15 protein-coding genes are annotated in these 21,278 nt (G+C 62.6%); 9 read left to right on the forward strand and 6 right to left on the reverse strand.

The annotated features are described in order from the left end of the window. Nucleotides 1–123: 123 nt before the first annotated feature. Together I2D41_RS07140 and I2D41_RS07145 are read left to right on the forward strand one after the other, a co-directional pair. Entirely contained in the window at nucleotides 124–1,200 is a 1,077-nt protein-coding gene (locus I2D41_RS07140; protein WP_195364051.1) for a hypothetical protein, read from the forward strand. A gap of 295 nt (nucleotides 1,201–1,495) precedes the next feature. Next, nucleotides 1,496–2,899 (forward strand): amidohydrolase family protein, encoded by a 1,404-nt coding sequence (locus I2D41_RS07145; RefSeq protein WP_195364052.1) that lies wholly within the window; start codon nucleotides 1,496–1,498, stop codon nucleotides 2,897–2,899. Between the two features lie 133 nt (nucleotides 2,900–3,032). Here the strand turns inward: I2D41_RS07145 and I2D41_RS07150 are convergent, their stop codons facing one another. From I2D41_RS07150 to I2D41_RS10175, 6 genes are all read right to left on the reverse strand, one after another. Continuing rightward, entirely contained in the window at nucleotides 3,033–3,506 is a 474-nt protein-coding gene (locus tag I2D41_RS07150; RefSeq protein WP_195364053.1) for a hypothetical protein, read from the reverse strand. Between the two features lie 146 nt (nucleotides 3,507–3,652). Then, nucleotides 3,653–3,925 carry a metal-sensing transcriptional repressor gene (locus I2D41_RS07155; protein ID WP_035137388.1) on the reverse strand — a complete coding sequence of 91 codons (273 nt, stop codon included), beginning with the start codon at nucleotides 3,923–3,925 and terminating at the stop codon, nucleotides 3,653–3,655. Nucleotides 3,926–3,973: 48 nt separating this feature from the next. Next, complete coding sequence (locus tag I2D41_RS07160; RefSeq protein ID WP_035137387.1) at nucleotides 3,974–4,195, reverse strand: heavy-metal-associated domain-containing protein; 222 nt, start codon at nucleotides 4,193–4,195, stop codon at nucleotides 3,974–3,976. Between the two features lie 147 nt (nucleotides 4,196–4,342). Then, on the reverse strand, nucleotides 4,343–6,685 hold the full coding sequence (locus tag I2D41_RS07165) for a heavy metal translocating P-type ATPase (RefSeq protein ID WP_195364054.1): 2,343 nt from the start codon (nucleotides 6,683–6,685) through the stop codon (nucleotides 4,343–4,345). A 413-nt stretch (nucleotides 6,686–7,098) separates the two neighbouring features. Beyond that, nucleotides 7,099–9,183, reverse strand: coding sequence for a protein kinase domain-containing protein (locus I2D41_RS07170; RefSeq protein ID WP_195364055.1), 2,085 nt, complete (start codon nucleotides 9,181–9,183; stop codon nucleotides 7,099–7,101). A gap of 171 nt (nucleotides 9,184–9,354) precedes the next feature. Beyond that, entirely contained in the window at nucleotides 9,355–10,317 is a 963-nt protein-coding gene (locus tag I2D41_RS10175; protein ID WP_195364056.1) for an FHA domain-containing protein, read from the reverse strand. Nucleotides 10,318–10,824: 507 nt separating this feature from the next. On the opposite strand from I2D41_RS10175, the gene I2D41_RS07180 reads away from it, so the two are divergent. From I2D41_RS07180 to I2D41_RS07210, 7 genes are all read left to right on the forward strand, one after another. After that, the gene (locus tag I2D41_RS07180; protein WP_195364057.1) at nucleotides 10,825–12,978 is read left to right on the forward strand and encodes a DEAD/DEAH box helicase; all 2,154 of its coding nucleotides are present in this window, start codon (nucleotides 10,825–10,827) and stop codon (nucleotides 12,976–12,978) included. Nucleotides 12,979–13,655: 677 nt separating this feature from the next. Continuing rightward, nucleotides 13,656–14,357 (forward strand): 4Fe-4S dicluster domain-containing protein, encoded by a 702-nt coding sequence (locus tag I2D41_RS07185; protein WP_271731882.1) that lies wholly within the window; start codon nucleotides 13,656–13,658, stop codon nucleotides 14,355–14,357. 340 nt (nucleotides 14,358–14,697) lie between these two features. Beyond that, nucleotides 14,698–16,530, forward strand: a complete 1,833-nt coding sequence (locus I2D41_RS07190; protein ID WP_195364059.1) for an NAD(P)-binding protein — start codon at nucleotides 14,698–14,700, stop codon at nucleotides 16,528–16,530. Beyond that, on the forward strand, nucleotides 16,524–18,335 hold the full coding sequence (locus tag I2D41_RS07195) for an NADH-dependent [FeFe] hydrogenase, group A6 (RefSeq protein ID WP_229042251.1): 1,812 nt from the start codon (nucleotides 16,524–16,526) through the stop codon (nucleotides 18,333–18,335). The genes I2D41_RS07190 and I2D41_RS07195 overlap by 7 nt, the downstream gene beginning before the upstream one ends. A 2-nt stretch (nucleotides 18,336–18,337) precedes the next feature. Continuing rightward, nucleotides 18,338–19,393 (forward strand): ABC transporter substrate-binding protein, encoded by a 1,056-nt coding sequence (locus I2D41_RS07200; protein ID WP_195364060.1) that lies wholly within the window; start codon nucleotides 18,338–18,340, stop codon nucleotides 19,391–19,393. Between the two features lie 3 nt (nucleotides 19,394–19,396). Beyond that, entirely contained in the window at nucleotides 19,397–20,773 is a 1,377-nt protein-coding gene (locus I2D41_RS07205; protein ID WP_195364061.1) for an ATP-binding cassette domain-containing protein, read from the forward strand. Between the two features lie 226 nt (nucleotides 20,774–20,999). Continuing rightward, nucleotides 21,000–21,203: a hypothetical protein gene (locus tag I2D41_RS07210; RefSeq protein WP_195364062.1), complete on the forward strand. Its 204-nt coding sequence runs from the start codon at nucleotides 21,000–21,002 to the stop codon at nucleotides 21,201–21,203. The last annotated feature ends 75 nt before the right edge of the window (nucleotides 21,204–21,278 follow it).

Consider the following 21,278-nt stretch of genomic DNA (forward strand, 5'->3'; position numbering starts at 1 on the left):
CCTACCTGTTACAAATTGAGACAAAGGTTGGACGCGGTGTCGAAAGATCTCGATCTGTAACATCTAGCGGCCAAAAATCGGTCTTCCTGTTACAGATCAAGACATTTGTCAGCGGAGGCAACGGTGACGATGGTCCATTTGTCTGACGTGGTGGTGATGAAAGTGTCTAATGCCGTTCTCAAACACAAACATGCGACTCGCAACACGTTGGCGCGGAATAGGATGCTCGCGCGGCTCACGGAGACGGCCAAGCAAGGTGCGCTGCTCGCAACGCATGACAATACCGAGCTCATGTGGCTGCGACGCCATGTTGGAACCGACGATATCGCGGAGCCCGAGCCGTACCTGTTCTGTTTTCGGCATGAATGGGATGTGTTGACGCCGACTGAGCGAGCGCTGAGGACTATTAAGGGCCTTGCGGAATTTCATCCCGATTGGGCGTTTTGGGGATATGACGCGGCGCTTTTGTGGGGTCTGGAGGTGCCGAATGATCTGCTCGGGCCGCGTTTTCTTGTTAAGACGGGTTGTTCGGTGACGTTGAGCAGCGGGTGCAGGTTGTTGCGTCCGCAGATGGCGGGCACGCTCGAGCGTGTTGATGGCGTGCGGGTGACGTCGTTTTGGCGCACGGTGGAGGATTGCCTGCTGCGCGCGCCGTTTTCGTACGGGTTGGCGATTGCCGATTCTGCATTGAGGGCAAGGGGCGTATCGCGCGATGACTTTTGTGAGCGGCTTCGTATAGATTGTGAAGGCAAGCACGGGCATCGCAGAGCGCAGGTGATTGCGTCGTATGCGGACGGGCTGTCCGAAAACGGTGGCGAGTCTCGGTTCCGAGCGTTCTTTATTGCGTACGGCTTTCCGGTTCCGGAGCTGCAGGTGGAGTTTCGCGACCCGCTCGATCCGAGCCAGGTGTTTCGCGTCGACTATTTTTGGCGGCTCGAGGACGGGACGTGTGTCATCGGCGAGCTCGACGGGAAGGGAAAGTATACCCTGCAGGATGGTAGGGATCGGGAGTCGGTCGATCCATTCGTGGCAGAGCGTCAGCGGGAATCTCATCTGACAATGCTCGGGCACAAGGTGCTTCGGTTTACGTTTGATGAGCTCAAGAATCCGGGGAAGCTGGCTGAAAAGATGAGACTGGCGGGCATTCCGCAGCGGGTCAATCTGGCGGAGGAATGGAGACGGCAGTGGTATGGGCGCTAAGGGGTGCAACTGACGCGGAGGTGGTTGTTCCTGCCGAGTTTGTCTCAATCTGTAACAACAAGGGACCGTTTGGCCTCGTAACTGTTACAGATTGAGACGGAAGGTTGGCGGCTGCCGAAAGATCTCGATCTGTAACATCAAGGGGCCCAATAACCCTGTACCTGTTACAGATCGAGACATTCCCCTGATGTTGCTGGGGTGGGGCTGCAACGTATTCCGTCCCCCCACATCCCCTCTTCCCTCCGTTAACCGATATGTCCGCAGCAATCCTGCCGCGCTGGATAATAATGGACAGATGTTCAAGTTTTCTGAGGGGGAGGAGCTCGATATAGCGTCTGCCGATCGTTCTACGTTGTTTATCAATGCGACCATTCTGGATGGTTCGGAGCATATGGAGCCGCAACCCGATATGGCCGTGGCCGTTGAGCGCGGTGTCATCACATGGATGGGGCCGAGTGCTGTGGCGCAGGTGCCTGCAGGTGCCGAGGTTATCGACCTGGGTGGTGCGTATCTCATGCCCGGTCTCATCAATATGCACGTGCACCTGTGCGGCTCGGGCAAGCCTGTCTCGGCCGGCGATGCGGGAGCGCTGATGAAGAAACTCGATAATCCCGTGGGCCGTGCCATCGTCCGCCGCATCCTCAAGGGCAGTGCCCAGCAGCAGCTGGCAAGCGGCGTGACCACAGTGCGCGGCGCGGGCGACCCGCTGTTTGCCGACATTGCCGTGCGCGACGCTATCGACGCCGGCAAGTATCAGGGTCCGCGCCTGGTAGCGCCGGGAACGGGCGTCACGGTGCCGGGCGGCCATGGCGCGGGCTTGTTCGCCCAGGTGGCCAACAGCCCCGTTGAGGCAGTCGAGCAGGTGCGAGACCTGTATGCGCGCGGCGCCGACGTCATTAAGCTATTCGTAACGGGCGGTGTGTTCGATGCGACCGAGGTGGGCGAGCCGGGCGTGCTGCGTATGCCGGTGGAGGTTGCCGCGGCGGCGTGCAAGGCGGCGCACGAGGTGGGCCTGCCGGTTATGGCTCATGTCGAGAGCACCGAGGGCGTGAAGGCCGCGCTTGAGGCCGGGGTCGACACGATCGAGCACGGTGCCCCGATGACGCCCGAGATCCTGGAGCTGTACCGTGGCGCCGCGGGCACACAGCTCGAGGGACGTGCGCCCAGCGTTACCTGCACTATCAGCCCGGCGCTGCCGTTTGTGTTGCTCGATCCGGAGAAGACCCATTCGACTGACACGCAAAAGAAGAACGGCGACATCGTGTGCTCGGGCATTATCGAGAGTGCTCGTGCGGCGTTGGAAGCTGGCGTTAAGGTGGGCCTTGGCACAGATTCGAGCTGCCCGTTCGTGACGCAGTACGACATGTGGCGTGAGGTGGCCTATTTTGCCAAGTATGTCGGCGTGAGCAACGCCTTTGCGCTGCATACGGCTACGCAGGTCAATGCCAAGCTCCTGGGGCTGGGCGGCGAGACCGGTGCGATCGAGTGCGGCAAGGCCGCCGATATCCTGGTGACGCGCAAGAATCCGCTCGATGACCTGTGCGCTCTGCGTGAGCCGATACATGTGATGTGTCGCGGTGATCTGGTACGCAAGCTCAAGGTAAAGCGTATTCCCGAGGTGGACGCCGAGCTCGACGCGATTATGGCCATGCCGGCCGAGGCGCTGGCCGAGGAGCTCGCCCGCGACGGTGTGGCATAGGTGTGACAAAGGTGTAGCTCCGTTGCCGCATGTAAAAAGCCGAGGTCTCAACACGAGGCCTCGGCTTTTTTATCGAACAAATACTTAAGATTTGGGACAACCAAACCTGATTAATTTGTCCCGCGTGCGGGCGCTAGGAGCGGGTTTCCATCTTGGCGTGGCACTTGGGGCAGGTGACGCGGATCTTGCCCTTGCCCTTGGGGACGGAGAGCATCTGGCCGCAGTTGGGGCACTTGAGGTATGCCGTGGTCTTGCGACCCTTCCACATCTTCTTGGCCGTGCGCTTGGCACGTTCAAAGTCTTCCTTACTGGTGCCGGCCGCGCGTGAAGTGCTGGCCGCTGCAGCTCCGCCGCCCAAGCTAGCTACAAACTTGCCCAAGCCGGGTACGTTTGCAGTCGCGGCGACAAAGGCCTCGTTCTCCTTGCGACGTGCATCGATATTTTTGGACAGGCCGCGCAGCACGCCAATCACGATTACGGCGATGGCAATCCAGCTGAGCCACTGGATACGAGCCATCGAACCGATCATGGCGATGATAATGCCTGCGAAGCCCATCACGATGGTGAGTTCGTCAGCGCCATTGCGGCCCTTCATAAAGTCATTCATGCAAATTGCCTTTCATTCGATATGCCGCACGCCTTTATACCCGATTTAGAGCAAGGGGGACAGGTTAATCTGCACCAATGTGGTGCAAACGTACCTGTCCCCGGAATACCAAGACGGTGCAAAGAAGTCTGTCCCCAATGCCCCAATTACTTGGAGAGTTTGTCGACGACGCGTTCGATTTCGGCGAGCTTGGCGGCTTTGAGGTCTTCGTCGCCCGATTCGATTGCCGAAGTCACGCAGCCCTCGATATGCGCCTTGAGCACGTCGGCGTTAATGCGCGCGAGGAGCGCCTGTGTGGCCATGAGCTGCGTGGAAATATCGACGCAGTAGCGGTCCTCATCGACCATCCGCAGGATGCCGTCGATCTGACCGCGTGCCGTCTTGAGCATGCGGGTCACCGATTTATGGTCTGCCATCATAGCGGGTCCTCGTTTCTGGTCGATGGGGTCGAATGCTTCTGGTAGCTGCTACGCGGCGGCCACGGACAGGGCGTGGAACTTCTCGCCCGCGGCCTCGACAGCGGCGGCGAGCTGCTCGGCGGTCACGGTGTCGGCGCACTCCACTTGGACGGTCTGGGTCTCGTGATCGGCGTCGGCGTCGGTCACGCCGGCTACGTTGAGCAGCGCCGTCTCGACGGTGGCGTCGCAGTGGCCGCACATGAGGCCGGAAGTCTTGATTGTGAAACGCATGGGTATTCCTCTCTGTTGTGTCGGCTTTCCCAGGCACCCGACCTTGACCTTCAAGCCGTCGCTCGCGTACCAAAGTACGCGTCGCTCCTCTTTCAGGTCAATCTCGGGCACCTGGAAAACCCGTTCTAAATGGACTTAATGGTGATCCTATTTTGCCACTTTGGGCTTAAAGGATTTTAGGCGCAGAGCGTTGCTTACGACACATACGCTCGACAGGCTCATGGCCGCGGCGCCAAACATCGGCGAGAGCTGCCACCCGGTGAGCGGGAAGAACACGCCCGCCGCCAGCGGAATGCCGATGCCGTTGTAGAACAGCGCCCAGAACAGGTCCTGCTTGATGTTGCGGATCGTGGCGCGCGAAAGCTCGATGGCGCGGGCGACGTCCATGAGGTCGCTGCGCATGAGTACCACGTCGGCGCCCTCCTTGGCGATGTCGGCGCCGGTGCCGATAGCAAGGCCCACGTCGGCGCGCGCCAGGGCGGGGGAGTCGTTGATGCCGTCGCCCACCATGGCGACCTTACTGCCCGCATCCTGCAGCTCGCGCACGTGGCGCTCCTTGTCGGCGGGAAGCACGTCGGCGATGACCTGCTTGCTGGTCAGTCCCACGCGGCGGGCGATGGCCTCGGCCGTCACGTGGTTGTCGCCGGTGAGCATGCGCACGTCGACGCCAAGCGAGCGCAGTGCGGCGATGGCCCCGGCGCTCGTCTCCTTGACCTCGTCAGCCACGGCAATGGTGCCGGCAAGCTCGCCGTTCTTGGCAAAGAACAGCGGCGTCTTGCCCTCGGCGGCAAATTGTTCGGCAAGACCCGCGGGCACGGTAACGCCCAGCTCGTCCATCAGGCGTACGTTGCCGGCTGCAATGGCGTTTTGCCCCTCGCGCGCCGTAACGCCTCGCCCGGGCACGGCAGTAAAGTCCTCGACCATGCGCGCGACGATCCCGCGTGTCTCACACTCGGCCATAATCGCCTCGGCCAGCGGGTGCTCGCTCGAGCGCTCCAACGCGGCGGCCAACTTGAGCAGCGCCTTTTCGCTCATGGCGGGCGAGCCGTCAGCGCGCGTGGCTACCACGATATCGGTCACGGCAGGCTTGCCGCGGGTGACCGTGCCCGTCTTATCGAGCACCACGGTGCCCACGCTGCGCAGGTTCTCCAGCGCCTCGGCGCTCTTAAACAGAATGCCCATCTCGGCGCCCTTGCCGGTGCCGACCATAATGGCGACGGGCGTGGCCAGGCCCAGCGCGCACGGGCAGCTGATCACCAGCACAGCGACGGCGGAGGTGAGCGCCTCATTCACGTCGCTGGTCAGTGCCATCCACACCACAAAGGTCACGGCCGAGATCACGAATACCACAGGCACGAACACGCCGGCGACCTTGTCGGCCAGTCGAGCAATGGGTGCCTTGGTGGCGTTGGCGTCCTCGACGAGCTGGATAATCTTGGCGAGCGACGTGTCAGCGCCCACACGCGTAGCGCGGAAGGTAAACGATCCGGTGCGGTTGACGGTGGCGGCGTTGACGGTGGCGCCGGCGGTCTTCTCCACGGGGATGGACTCGCCGGTCAGTGCGCTTTCGTCCACGGCCGAAGCGCCCTCGAGTACCACGCCGTCGACAGGGATGGACTCGCCGGGGCGCACACGCAGCACCTGGCCGGGCAGAATGGCATCGACATCGACGGTGGTCTCGGTACCGTCGACGGCCACGACGGTCGCGGTCTTGGGCGCCAGGTCAATGAGCGCCTCGATGGCGCCGCCAGTCTTGGATTTGCTGCGTGTCTCGAGATATTTGCCTACGGTGACGAGCGACAAGATCGTGCCGGCGCTCTCAAAATACAGGTTGTCCATGCTCGTCATCATGGCCTCGTGGACCTGACCCGCGGCTAGCTGGTCGGCCATGATGAACATGGCGTAGAGCGACCAGGCGATGGACGCGGTGGCGCCCACGGCAATAAGGGCGTCCATGGTAGGCGCGCCGTGCGTAAGCGATTTAAACCCGTTGATAAAGTATGCGTCGTTGACGTAGACGATGGGAATGAGCAGGACGAGCTCGGTGAGCGCGAGCGTCATGCTGTGGGTGTGGTCGGTGAAGACGCCGGGCAGTGGCCAACCGAGCATGTGCCCCATGCCTATGTAGAACAGTGGGATGAGGAAGATGATCGAGATGATGAGGCGGGTGTGCATGGCAGAGGCGGCGGCCTCCAACTTTTTGGTCGGCGACTCCATATGGGCGGCGCCGGACCTGGCTTGCGCGTTGCCGTTTGAGTTGGCGGCATCGGTGCCCGTGCTAACGGGCGAGGCCGAATAACCCGCGCGATCGACGGCGGTACAGATGTCGTCGGGGGAGACCTGCGCGGGGTCGTAGTCGACCAGCATGGAGCCGGCGAGCAGGTTGACCGCGACGCTTTGGACGCCGTCGAGCTTGCTCACGGCACGGTCCACGTGCGCCTGGCAGGCGGCGCACGTCATGCCGCCCACATCGAACTTATCTTGAGCCATGGCTTCTCCTTTCTGTGGCGTAGTGTCGGAAATGTTAACCATCCGATACTATACACCCATACCCCCTGGGGGTGTCCAGTGGAGATTGAAATGTATGACATTCTGGTATTGGTCGAGGTGATAGCCAGGTCGGCGGACCGTAGCCGGTCTAATGTCTCAATCTGTAACAACTAGACCCGTTTTTGTCGAGTAACTGTTACAGATCGAGACATTACATCGAGCCACAACTTAACGTCTCAACCTGTAACGCCTAAGGACCGTTTTTCCTGCTAGATGTTACAGATCGAGACAAACCGTCCGCGGTCAACTCAAATGTCTTGATTTGTAACATCTAGAGAGGTTTTTGACCCCTTACTGTTACAGATCGAGACAATTGCCGGGGAGGGGTCCCGTCACGGCAAGACGCCCGCCGCCTAGATACAGAACCCGGGGATCACACAGGTTAGCTTGCTTGGCTTTTCCGCAGGCGTTGCGTACGTAAAGACGTCGCCGTCGTGCCCCACGCGGTTCATATAGAGCGTGCCTTTGCTCTCCGATGTGTCGGGGCTCACCGTGCGCTCCCACCAACAGGTGTCCTTGCCCTTCCACTGGCGGACCATCGTCTCGTTCGTGGAATACGGGCTCACCTTGAGCTCGCGGAAGAGCTGATACTCCCTGCCCTCGCCGTTGTAGATGTCTGCCAGGTAGTGATAGCCCTCGGTAAACGAATCGGGCGGTTGCGTACCGCACAGCTCGACCATGGCGGGCAGCCAAAGGGTTGCGGGCAACTCGCTCAGGCACGATGCGCTGTTGGCGGCGCCCACATTGTTCGAGACCTTCTTGACCCCTTTAATGAGTGCGCGCAACTCGTTGGGCAGCAGCTTAAGGCCGTCGCCGTTGAGCCATTCCCGCAGCTCGCAATCTGCCCAGCCGGCGCTCGGCGGTTCAGCCGCAGCGTTGCGCTCGGCAATACCCGCGTCGAACATAAACGTTAGTCCGGCCTTGCCCGTCCCGTCCAGAAGCTCATCGTGGCGGATGCCCACAAGCTGCGCGCCAACCTGCAGCCCGTTGGTGAGCGTGACACGCTTGGTACACGGATAGGGGATATGCCCATCGGCATCGAGCAGATGATAGCGCCTGGCAATCTCGCGTGCCTCGCTACGGGTCTCGGTGGCCTTAATCTTGAGCGAAATCTCCTGCAGCTGATCCCAAGTGTAGTCGTCAAGTGAACTGCGGATGCCGTCCAGGTAGTCGGGGATGCCAAAGCCATGGGTTGCCGCCCCGATAACGCCTAGCCCCGCAACGGCTGCGACAACGCCACCGATAATAAAGCGGCGGCGGGTCATGGCATCGTGCCGGGCCTGCTCCAGGATCTCTCTCGCGCGCTCGCCGGCGACGTCGACCTTAAGGTGCGTACCGGAGTCGATGTCAATTGCGGTGTCACTGCCCGTGCCCTCGCGGCCCTCGGATTCGGCATCGGTGAGGTATGCCGAGAGCACCTCGAGCATCTGCTGTTCGGTGGGACGATCACGCTGCTCGACTGAGATGCCTTTCATGATGATTTGGACGAGCGCCTCGTCGTCACTGCATCGCGGCTCGAGCGGCGCCGGCTTGGTCTTGGTCTTTATGAGGTAGAACGAACCGGTTGCCGCGGCACCCGTCGACTCCACATCGAACGGTTTGCGACCGCTGTAGAGCTGGTACAGAATGCTCGAAAGCGCGTAGACATCGATTGCGGGCGAGCGGCGAAGGGCCGCGATGCCTTCGATATCCTGCGTGAGCATCTCGGGCGCGGCGTATGCGGGCGTGGCAAAGCGCCAGATGTCGGCGCGCCGGGTGATCGTGTCATCGCCGAGGGCCATGGTCGCGGAGCCCATGTCGATGAGGCAGGGGTCAAAGGAGCAATCGACGATCTGCTGCTCGAGCGTTCGACTGGTGGTACGGAACATGATATTGGCGGGCGACAGGTCGCGATGGACGACCGGATTTACGAGTCCCTGGGTCATCAGGAGTGCGCGAAGCACGGCGTTTCCAACGGCGGCCACCATCTGGGTGGTTAGCCCGCCCGAGGCATCGTGCGGAAGCAAGGGCAGCGCCTGCTTGAGCGAGGTGCCCTCGACCCACTCCATGAGGATGAGCGGGTCGTCCTCGCACGATCCATAGCCATAGACGCGCGGAAATCCGCGCAGGTGCGAGACAGTGCACAGATGACGGTACTCCTCGAACAGCGCGGCGGTATTGGCCAGGTGCGCAGCCGCTTGCTCGGCGGAGCGGTCGGGGGCTTGGCCGGAAAGGATGGCGTTGTCCTTGAGTAGCTTGACGGCAAAGACCTCGCCGCTCGTGTTGGTCGCGCGCAGCACGTGCCCGATGTTGCCGTTGTTGCGGTGGGCCGTCTGGAGAATAAGCGTCATAAACCGACGCTTGGCGTCGTCCTCGGCGCTGGGGTCGACCGCCACGGCGGTATCGAACGTATCGAGACGGACGAGTTTGTCGCCATAGGCGCTATCGGTAGTATCCATGGCGTTCCTTTGTCTGGCATGGGTTGCCGCACGTTTACGCGAGCAGTGCGGATATCGGTAAAGTACCATGATAGCCGCACTGCCCACGTATACCGCTGAGCATTGTCGTTTACGACGCAGAAGGTAGAAGACGAAAGACGGACGGCGACCGTCTTCCGATCGCTGTCCGTGCTAGTCCACAATGACAAGGAATGTCGTGTAGAGACCCAGATGGAGCCTGTCGCTGTTGGCGATTTCCACGGGGGGATAGACTTTGCCGGGTTCGCGTTGGTCGCGCGGCGGCTCAATCACAATATCGCCGTCGCCCGCGCCCGATTCGAGCACTGTGCCGTTGGTCGATCCAAGGCCCTGGGCGTACCAGTGCTCACCCTCGAGCCAAATGCGAAGATGCTCGCGCGAGGCGTCGGCGCCTACATCGGTGATGCTGGGCGAGGTTTTGGGCAAAGAACCAATCACGGTGCCGCGCGGATCGCGTGTGAGGGGATGGATTTGCATGTCGGCGCAGTTGTCGGCATGGGTTCTGAGCAGACCGAGGTTGGGGGCGACGGTGTGCGGCTGCTCCAGGCTGCTCATAAAGCCGCGTCCGACGGTAGTTTCGGTGGTGCCGAAGTGCCCGCCCGTCTTGCTGGCGCAAAAGCGCTCGACGGTGGTCACGCCCTGAACGGGATCGGCGAGCGCCCCCGTTGCCACAAAGAGCATAAGGTAAAGCGTGCTTTTCTCGCGCACGGCATTGCCGTCGAAGTTGTCGATGCGATTGAGGGCATTTGCATATAGGCGGCTGTCCAGCTTGTAGCTGGCGAGAGCCGACATCATTTCGTTGGCGGCCGGACCGCGATAGTGCTCGGCGATTGCCCGATAGGCGGACTCGCCGCCGCCGAGCTTGCTGCAGATTGCCGAGGAAAGGTTGAGCGTGGTGACGGTAAAGTCGCTGTAGATGGAGGGCGCGCACTGGTCAGGCTTGCGATGGACGATGTAACGGGTGAGATACGAGCGGTTGGAAGAGCATTTCTCGAGCAGGGTACTGCCGAGATAAGAGTTTCCATTGATGAGCATTCGGGCGATCTCGAGATGTTTAAGACCGCCGAACGAGCGAATATCGTTATAGAGGACCGAGCAAGGCGTCTCTGCTGCCACGGATACCTCCTTTGATTGCTTCCTAGCCAATATGGCGATAGGAATTAATGGCCCCCGGTGGGCGACGTATTAAATGGCTGCGCAATATATAGCGTAACCAAAGCAACATTATAGGCCACATGTTCGAAATTGCAGGAAGACCGAGAGATTTTGGTTGGACTGAACGGAAATCCCCCTCTGTCTTGTTCTATAACATTTGGACCCGGTTTTGCCCTGCATCTGTTACAGATTGACACAATCGGCCAGGCCCACCTCGTCCGCCTCGTCATCTGTGGTTTACGTGGGGGCATACGGAGTGCGGGTATACTAACCGGCGGCGAATCTGCTCCATCGCTTAGAGCTGCTGCGTCTGGACGGCGCGTGATAGGGCTGCCAAAGCGATCGCCAGCGTGCTGAGCAACGTCCTCTCTGTGCGCACCTGTTTTTGTATGTATTAGCGCACTACCAAGCACGCCCGCGCGGCCGCATGCCGCGCTCATGACGCGTGCAGATAAGGAACAACAACATATGCGTAATTCTGTATCCGACGTCACCGACGCCGAGATTCTGGACGAGGCCCGCGAGGCCATGACCCAGGCTGCCTTCGATGCCGCCGATGAGGCCAATGCTGCCCAGGCCGTCGAGTCCGCTACCGAGAGCCTGCCCGCCTTTGACGAGCTGGGGCTTTCGGACGAGATACTCCGTGCTATCGAGAACCTGGGCTACACGGCGCCGACGCCCGTGCAGGCCGGCTCGATCCCCGTGGTGCTCGAGGGTCGCGACCTGCTTGCCGCCGCCCAGACCGGCACCGGCAAGACGGCCGCCTTCTTGCTGCCGACCATGAACAATCTGGAGCACATCGCTCCGCCCAAGCCCGTGCGCGAGCGCGGCGGCCGCAACCGCCGTCGCGGTGCCAAGAAGCCCGAGGGCAACGGCCGCGGCCCCGTGATGCTCGTCATCACCCCCACGCGCGAGCTCGCCCAGCAGATCGACGAGGTCGCGAGCAAGATCGCCGACGTCACCGGCCATGTCGCCGTGACCGTCGTGGGTGGCGTGAGCTACAAGCCGCAGACCGCGGCACTCAAGTACGGCTGCGATATCCTGGTCGCCACGCCGGGCCGTCTGGTCGACCTGATCGAGCAGGGCGCCTGCCACCTGAACGAGGTCAAGGTGCTGGTGCTCGACGAGGCCGATCGCATGCTCGACATGGGCTTTTTGCCCGCCGTCCGCCGTATTGTGCGCGAGACGCCGGCCGAGCGCCAGACGCTGCTGTTCTCGGCGACGCTCGACGAGGAGGCCGTGGGCGAGATCACCGACCTGGTGAGCGACCCGGCCCGCGTGGAGATCGCGCCCGCCACGTCGACCGCCGACACCGTCGACCAGTTTGTGTTCCCGGTGTCCATCGAGGCCAAGAATAACCTGTTGCCCGAGTTTCTCAAGAAGGAGGGCCCGGAGCGCACCATTGTCTTTATGCGCACCAAGCATCGCGCCGACAGCTGCTGCCGTCGTCTGGAGCGTAAGGGCATCAAGGCCGCCGCGATTCACGGCAACCGCAGCCAGGCCCAGCGCGAGCGCGCGCTTTCTGCCTTCCGCGACGGCACCGTCGACGTGCTGGTGGCAACCGATGTTCTCGCCCGCGGCATCGACATTAGCGACGTGCGCTACGTCGTGAACTTTGACGTGCCGGCCGAGCCGACCGACTACATCCACCGTATTGGCCGTACGGGCCGTGCCGGTGAGCTGGGCTGGGCCATCACGTTTGTGACCGAGCAGGACGTCGACGAGTTCTACGAGATCGAGAAGCTCATGGACAAGACGGCCGATATTTACGAAGCCGGCGACCTGCACGTGGGTCCCAACCCGCCCGCCGTTGACCCCGAGCGCGATCCTGCCGCCTTTAAGGTGAAGAAGAAGACCAAGCGCGGCAAGTCCAAGAGCAAGAAGAAGCTTGAGCAGGCGCGTCGCGACGGCAAGCGCAACGGCGACGATTACGGCGATGTGGCTGGTCGTTCCAACCGCGGTCGCGACGAGCGCCGTGGCGATGGCGAGCGTCCGAGCCGTCCCAAGCGCGGTGGCAAGACCCGCGTGCGCGAGGGCGTTCAGGCTCGCGTGGACGAGGCCGTGGAGAGCGTGGCCCGCGAGGTTGCTGCCGAGGAGCGCGGCGGTGCTGACGCCGTCAAGCAGGCCCCGCGTGGCAACCGTGCCGAGCGTCGTGCCAAGCAGTTCCAGGGCGAGGCACATCGCCGCCGCCGCGAGGACGAGGATCGCGGTGGCCGTCGTCGTGTCGAGCGCGAGGACGAGGGCCGCGGTTCGCGCGGTGGCAAGCGCGGTGCGGGCGACCGCCGTCGTTCCGGTCGTGATGACGAGCGCGGTGGCCGTGATGAGCGTCGCGAGGGCGCTCGCGGCAATGGCGGCCGCGGCGGCGCTGGTCGTTCGAATGAGTCGCGCGATCGTCGTGACCCGCGTGCCAGCCGCGATCGTCGCGATGACTGGCGCAACTACGACGATACCCGCGAGGAGCGTCGTGGCGGCTATCGTGGCGCTCGTGGTGGCAACCAGGCCGGCTCCCGTGGCGGCCGTGCCGGCGGTCGCGATAACCGTGGCAGCTATGGCAACAGCCGTGGCGGCAAGCGCGGCGGCAGCTCCCGTCGCCCCGGTGACGGCGGCGGCAAGCGCAAGTAACATACACATCGCACGCTAGCGTGAGACAAGCTAAGGGCCCGAGCAAACAACGCTCGGGCCCGTTTGTTTGCCGTGTCCATCGCTAATTCAAACGTGATTTTCTCGGGAATGCATCTGGGGGATGCTGAGGACCTATTTTCTGCCATGCAGCAATGGGCCCCATGGGGTGCGCCGTGCATTTTTTGGAGTATTCTGCAGTTCGAGTTGTCTGCATATGATCCGACGTCGCCAACGGTGGCCTTCGGATATCCCTGGCGAGCGTTCTGAGTCAGATTTCGCCGTTTTCCGGAGCAGGGGCGCGTCATTCTCGCCATGTCGGGACTTAGAATGATACGGCGCCCTACAGTTTTGCCCACCCGCGGCGGTGCTGGCGTGGTTACGTTGCAGAATACTCCGTTTTTTGCACGGGCTAGGATGGGGTACCTCAGGAGAACACAGCGGTATCCCGTAAATATATACAATTTGTACCGTAATTTATACAAAACGAAGAGGCAGACAGCGTAGGGTGGGTGCATTGGGGTGCTTGGTGCATTAAAACGGGGACCCCACGTGCCGTATACTCTGGCTGGATGTGAAAGCGGCTTGACGCGTTGCCAGGCGTAGGGGAGGGTGCCTCGATGAGCGTATTCGAAATTGTGTTTAGTCCGACGGGTGGAACGCAGAAGGTGTCAGGCCTTGTGGCCGGAGCACTGGGCAAGAATACCGTTACCGTCGATCTGACCGATAGCGGGTTGGATTTCAACGCTGTCTCGATGACTGAGGACGACGTGGCCGTAATCTCTGTGCCGGCGTATGCCGGTAGAATCCCGGCTGTGGTGGCTGACCGGTTGGGCATGGTGCGCGGCAACGGGGCTCGGGCTGTTTTGGTTTGTGTATACGGAAACCGCGCGTTTGAGGACACGCTCGTAGAGCTGGAGGACGTTGCGAAGCATGCGGGATTCCGGGTGATCGCGGCAGTTGCAGCCATTGCAGAACATTCCATTGCGCGACAGTTTGCTGCCGGTCGTCCGGATGCGCAGGATGCGGCGCAGCTTGCTGAGTTTGCTCAGCAAATTCAGCAAAAGCTGTTGGCTGAGGATGCGTCCGAGCCCTCTATCCCCGGCAATCGTCCTTATAAACAAGCTGGAGGTCACCGCATGGCACCCGAGGCAACAGAGGATTGCGTTTCCTGCGGTGCATGCGCCGCGGCGTGCCCCGTTTGTGCTATCGACAAGGGTGACCCCAAACGAGCAGCTGGCGAGGCGTGCATCTCCTGCATGCGCTGCATTGCCGTATGTCCGCGAGGTGCTCGTAAGGTTGATCCCAACAAGCTATCCGCTGTTTCCCAGATGCTGAGCAAGGTTTGCGTCGTGCGGAAGGAATGCGAGCTCTTTATCTAGCGCAAGTGAGATTGGTGCAAACAAACCTGGCCCTTTTGCACCAAAAACGATCCGTTTTCCTCCGTTCCCAAGGGATCATGTGATCCGAAGGGGACGGAGGAAAACGGATCAAAAAGGAAAAATAGTAAGGCGCTCTTTTTCACATTGAATAATGCAATTTGGTAACGCGTTTTATCAAATATGGCATTTATCTGCGGTAATGTTCTATTTCACCGCTGAGGGTGACATTTTATACCGCCTGCCGAACCGTATGGAGACCTCACAACTTTTTAGGTCAGTGTTGTGCGTGTAGCAATTTCGCCCGGCCTCGCCTCCGGGCTGCCATGTGAGAGGGGATCTTATGGCTCGACTGCACGTAATGGAACGCAGCCACGCTCAGGCCGTCATGGACGACCTGCACGATGCACTCGGACGTCGTCTGGCGGTGAGTTCGCTCGCCCCGTGCCCCGTCGAGTTTACGGCGGCGCTCGTCAACCTGTGCTCCACCCAGAGCTGCGGCAAGTGCACGCCCTGCCGCGTGGGCCTGAGCGCGCTGAGCGACCTGCTCGCCGATGTGCTCGAGGGCCGCGCCGACGAGTCCACGCTCAACTTGATTGAGCGCACGGCCCGCACCATCTACCTTTCGAGCGACTGCGCCATCGGCTACGAGGCCGGCGCCATGGCACTCACCGCCATCCGCGGTTTCCGCGATGATTTTGAGCACCATATCCGCGAGCACTCCTGTGGCTTTGACCGCGAGGCCCGCGTCCCGTGCGTCTCGGGCTGCCCGGCGCACGTCGACATTCCCGGTTACATTTCGTTGGTCGAGGCCGGCCGCTATGCCGATGCCGTCAAGGTCATCCGCAAGAACAACCCGCTGCCGCTCGTCTGCGGTCTGGTGTGCGAGCATCCCTGCGAGATGCACTGCCGTCGCGGCATGGTCGACGATCCCATGAACATTCTCGCCCTCAAGCGTTTTGCCGTTGAGCACAGCGACCTCAACGATCACAAGCCCAGCGTGGCCGACAACACCGGCAAGCGCATTGCCGTGATCGGCGGCGGCCCGGCCGGCCTTTCCTGCGCCTACTACCTGGCTGTGATGGGTCATAAGGTGACCATCTTTGAGCAGCGCCACCACCTGGGCGGCATGCTGCGCTACGGCATTCCCAGCTACCGTCTGCCGCGCGAGCGCCTGCAGGCCGAGATCGACTGGATCTTGAGCGCCGGCATCGACGTGGAACTCGACCACTCCGTCAATGGCGAGGAGCTTGCCCGCCTGCGCGACGAGTTCGATGCCGTCTACCTGGCCATTGGTGCCCATAGCGATAAGAAGCTCGGCCTTCCGGGCGAAGAGGCGCCCGGCGTGGAGTCGGCCGTCAAGATGCTGCGCGCCATCGGCGACGACGAGCTGCCCGACCTGAGCGGTCAGCGCGTGTGCGTCATCGGCGGCGGCAACGTGGCCATGGACGTGGCGCGCTCTGCCGTGCGCTGCGGTGCCGAAAAGGTGAGCATCGTCTACCGCCGTCGCATCTGCGACATGACGGCCCAGGATGCCGAGATTGCCGGCGCCCAGGCCGAGGGCTGCGAGGTTCTTGAGCTCACCGCACCGCTCGCTATTGAGACGGGCGAGGAAGGTCGCGTGAGTGGCCTGCGCGTGCAGCCGCAGATTATCGGCGAGCCCCGTCGTGGGCGTCCGGCCCCACGTGCCGCCGCCACGCCCGAGCGCGTCATTCCCTGCGAGCGCGTGTTTGTGGCCATTGGCCAGGACATCGATTCCAAGCCGTTTGAGGAGATGGGCGTTGCCTGCAAGTGGGGCTGCATCGTCACCGATTCGGATGGCGCCGTGCCTAACTTCGACGGCCTCTTTAGTGGCGGCGACTGCCAGACCGGTCCCGCCACCGTCATCCGGGCCATCAACGCCGGCCGCGTTGCTTCGGCAAATATCGACCGCTATCTGGGTTTTGACAACAAGATCAAGCTCGACGTCGAGCTGCCGACCGTGCAGTTTAAGGGCAAGCACGAGTGCGGCCGCTGCGAGCTGGGCGAGCGCGAGGCCGGCGAGCGCATCCACGATTGGAATCTGGTCGAGCAGGGCCTTACCGAGGAGGAGGCACGCCAGGAGGCAAGCCGCTGCCTGCGTTGCGACCACTTTGGCTTTGGCGCGTTCCGCGGAGGGAGGAACCTGGAATGGTAGAGCCCAACAACCCCACTGTCAGCGACAACACCGAAAGCGGAGCACTCAACATGGTCAAGCTCACTATCGATAATTGCGAAGTCGTGGTGCCCGAGCACACCACGATCCTGGACGCAGCCAAGTCCGTCGGCATTCAGATTCCTACCCTGTGCTACCTGCGCGATCTAAACGAGATCGGCGGTTGCCGCGTGTGCGTGGTCGAGGTTGAGGGCTGCGACCAGCTGGTTGCCGCCTGCAACAACTACGTGCTCGACGGCATGGTGGTCCACACCAACAGCCCCAAGGCCCGCGAGGCACGTCGCACCAACGTGCAGCTGCTACTGTCCCAACACGACTCGCGCTGTACGAGCTGCGTGCGCAGTGGTAACTGCAACCTGCAGACCATCGCCAACGACCTGGGCATCTTCTATCTGCCGTACGAGCAGCACCTGGCGCGCGAGGGCTGGGACTTCGATTTCCCCATCATCCGCGATAACGACAAGTGCATTAAATGCATGCGCTGCATCAAGGTGTGCGAGAGCGTGCAGGGCTTAGGGATTTGGGACCTGACCAACCGCGCCACGCATACCGCCGTGGGCACCCGCGGGCGTGCGCCGATCGGCAAGACCGATTGCGTCGCGTGTGGTCAGTGCATCACGCATTGTCCGACGGGCGCCCTGCGCGAGCGTGACGATACCGAGACCGTGTTCGACGCCATCGCCGATCCCGACAAGATCGTGCTGGCGCAGATTGCGCCGGCCGTGCGTAGCGCCTGGGGCGAGGAGCTCGGCATTCCGCGCGATGAGGCCACCGTCGAGCGCCTGGCCTGTGCGCTGCGCCGCGTGGGCTTTGAGTACGTGTTCGACACCGATTTCTCGGCCGACCTCACCATTATGGAGGAGGGCTCCGAGCTGCTCGAGCGCCTGGGTAAGGCCGCCAAGGGCGAGGGCGACAGCCGCAGCTGGCCCATGTTCACGAGCTGCTGCCCGGGCTGGGTACGCTTTGTGAAGGCGCGTTACCCCGAGTTTGTCGACAGCCTGTCCACGTCCAAGTCGCCGCAGCAGATGTTCGGCGCCATCGCCAAGACCTACTACGCCAAGGTGCTGGGCGTGGAGCCCGAGCGCCTGTTTGTGGTGTCCGTGATGCCGTGCACGGCCAAGAAGGCCGAGTGCGCGCTGCCGAGCATGGTGGGCGAGGACGGCACGCCCGATGTGGACGTTGCACTGACGGTGCGCGAGATGGTGCGCATGGTCCGCGCGAGCCACGTGAGCGTGGATACGCTGGTTGAGGAGCCGCTCGACACGCCGCTGGGCTTTGGCACGGGCGCAGGTGTGATCTTTGGCGCCACGGGCGGCGTGATGGAGGCCGCCGTGCGCTCGGCCTATTACCTGGTGACGGGCAAGAACCCCGACGCCGACTTCTTTACCGATGTGCGCGGCCTGGACGGCTGGAAGGAGGCCGTGGCCGATATCGATGGCACCAAGGTACGCGTCGCCGTGGCGCACGGGCTGGGCAACGCCGCCCGCCTGCTCGACGCGATTCGCGACGGCCGCGTGAGCTATGACTTCGTTGAGGTCATGGCGTGCCCGGGCGGCTGTGTCGGTGGCGGCGGTCAGCCCATCCATGACGGCTGTGAGCTGGCAGCCGAGCGCGGCCAGGTGCTGTGGGGCTTGGATGCTGCTGCGGATATTCGCTTCTCGCACGAGAATCCCGATGTCCAGGCATGCTACCGCGAGTTCTTGGGCGAGCCGCTCTCGCCGCTGGCCGAGGAGCTGCTGCATACCGACCATCACGCATGGACGATGCCTAACGAGGGGACGTGCTAGCGATGCGCGCGTTTAATGTTGAGATGTCGCGCCGGGGGTTTGCCTCGGCGCTCGCTGCGGGCGCCCTGTCGCTTGCGCTCGCGGGCTGTGGCGGCGGGGCTGCCGGTGCCGGGTCCGCCGCGGGCTCGGCTGCCACAGACGGCGCCGGTGCTGCTGCAGAGCCGGTCGAGGTGCACGTCGCCTCGCTCAAGGGGCCGACCTCGATTGGTCTGGTGCAGTTTATGGACCGGGCGGCCGATGGCGAGACGGACAATGAGTTCGACTTTGCGATCAACACCGCCGCCGACGAGATTGTGCCCAAGGTCATTCAGGGCGATATCGACATTGCCCTGGTGCCGGCCAACGTGGCGAGCGTGCTCTACAACAAGACCGAGGGCGCGGTGCAGGTCATCGACATCAACACGCTGGGCGTGCTGAACGTGGTGACGGGCGACGCGAGTGTGACCTCGTTTGGCGATCTGGCGGGTCGCACCGTCTACATGACGGGCAAGGGCACCACGCCAGAGTACGTCATGAACTACCTGCTGGAGCGCGCGGGTCTGACCGGCCAGGTGGCGCTCGAGTTTAAGAGCGAGCCCACCGAGGTGCTGTCGGCCCTGCTTGCCGATCCGTCTGCCGTGGGCGTGCTGCCGGAGCCGTTCAAGACCGCTGCCATCGCCAAGAGCGAGGGCAAGCTGTCGGCACCGGTGAGCCTGACTGATGTGTGGGACGAACTGGCGGGTGACACGGGCTCCCGTTTGCTGACGGGCGTGACCGTGGTGCGCCGTGCCTTTGCCGAGGAGCATCCCGAGGCCGTGACGGAATTCTTGAGCTGCCATGCGGCGAGCGTTGAGGACGTGAACGCGGCGCCGGCGGACTGGGCTCAGGCCGTGGTCGATGCGGGTATCGTGGATAACGCCGCGATTGCCGAAAAAGCGATTCCCGGGTGCATGCTCGTGTGCCAGACGGGGAGGGATATGAAGGCGGCGCTCGGTGGGTACCTGCAGGTGCTGGCCGATGCGGACGCGAGCGCCGTGGGCGGCAAGCTCCCGGCTGACGATTTCTACTACATGGAGTAGCCCGTGCGTGCGTTTGCTCGACAAATGGCAGAGCGTATGAAGGCGGTGGCGGCAGCAGGTGCCGTTGCCGCCTTTTGGCTTGCCGTGTGGGTGCTGGTGGCGGGTCTCGTGGCGCAGCCGTTGATTTTGCCGGGGCCGGGCGCTGTCGTGGTGGCGTTGCTACGACTGGTATGCGATGCCGGCACATGGGCGATTCTGGCAGGCTCGGGTGCGCGTATCTTGGGCGGGCTGGCGCTTGCCGCGGTGTGCGGCGTCGTGATGGCGGGAGCCTCGGTGCGGTCGCTGACGTTTGCCCGCTTGGTGGCGCCTGCGCTTTCGTTTGTTAAGGCGACACCGGTTGCCTGCGTGGTGGTCCTGCTGCTCATTTGGTTGGGGTCGGCGCGCGTGAGCATCGCCGCGGTCTTTTTGATGGCGCTGCCGGGCGTGTATTTTTCGCTGGTCGAGGGTTTGACGCAGGTTGATCAGTCGCTGGAGCAGATGTTTCATCTGCATGGCGTGCGGGGTTGGCGTCTGTTTTGCGCCCATACCTGGCGCGAGGTCCTGCCGTTTGTGCTTTCGTGCGCGCGTGCCGTGATCGGCATGAGCTGGAAGGCCGGCGTGGCGGCGGAGCTCATCGGCATGGCGACGGGCACCGTGGGCGAGCGCATCTATCAGGCGAAGCTGCTCATCGAGACGGCTGACCTGCTGGCGTGGACCGTGCTGGTCGTGGCGGCATCGTGGGCATGCGAGCGCGTGCTGGTGTGGTTGCTGCGGGCTTCGGGGCCCGTGGTGTGGCGCGCGGCCGTGCGGGCGCATGGGCATGGACTGCGCGGGCGTGCGGGGGCTGCGAGCGATGGCGCTGCGGCGGAGCTTGCGCTTGCCGTGGGCGATCGCGCGCCGTGGGCTCCGGCACTGGACGGTCTGGCGCTCAACGTGCCCGCGGGCGGGCGTATCTGTGTGATGGGTGCTTCGGGTGCGGGCAAGTCGACGTTGCTTGCGCTGGCGGCGGGGGAGTGCGCACCGTGCTCCATGGTGTTTCAGGATGTGCGCCTGGTCGAGGACGCTTCTGCCTTGGATAATGTGCTGGTGTGCGCCGACGCGCGCGTGGATGCCTCGAGTGCCGCAGCCCTGTTGCGCCTGCTGGTACCGGGGATCGATGTGCATGCACGCGTGGCTGAGCTCTCGGGTGGGCAGCGTCGTCGCGTCGAGATTGCCCGAGCCCTGCTGTGCCCGGGCGGCGCAGTGATTCTGGACGAGCCCTTTACCGGTCTAGACATCGCTGCGCGCGACGCATGCGCCGAGGTCGTGCTCGACTTGCTCGACGGCCGCATGCTGTTGCTTGCCACGCACGATGCCGCTGACGCTCGGGCCCTCGATATCTCGGATATCATCACGCTCTAAAAGCCATTTCAGGCGCTAACTCAACAATAAAATGATTCGTTTTCTTCTGTCTCCATGGGGTCGGGTATGGTATTCAATCTACGGGGTAATACTTAGGATTACCAAGTAATACCAACGCCGTAGAACAAACTCCAGATGCGGGCCAATCGGGTTGCCTTCACAGCCCGTCGCCCAGCCGCGTGGCCCGCATCCATCCGCACCACCGTCGTTTCAAGAAGGAAGCGCCATGGCAGAACACATGACCCCGGTTGTCGCGAAGGCTTGGCCCGAGGAAAAGGCGGCCTTCGCGGCGGCAACCCAGCTCGTGGGCACCACACCGTCCAACGCCATCCGCATGTTCATCGCCGCTTTCAATCGCTGCGGCACCTTCCCGTTCGACATCTCGCCGAGCGGGGCTTTTGGCGCTGCGCCCGATTCTCATCAACAATGACTGTCCCAAACTGCCGGCACTTGGGGACGTTCCTTTTCAGCCGGCAGTTAAGGAACGTCCCTAAGTGCCGGGTTT

Origin of the sequence: Collinsella aerofaciens, assembly GCF_015552075.1 — a bacterium.
Lineage (GTDB): Bacteria > Actinomycetota > Coriobacteriia > Coriobacteriales > Coriobacteriaceae > Collinsella > Collinsella aerofaciens_Y.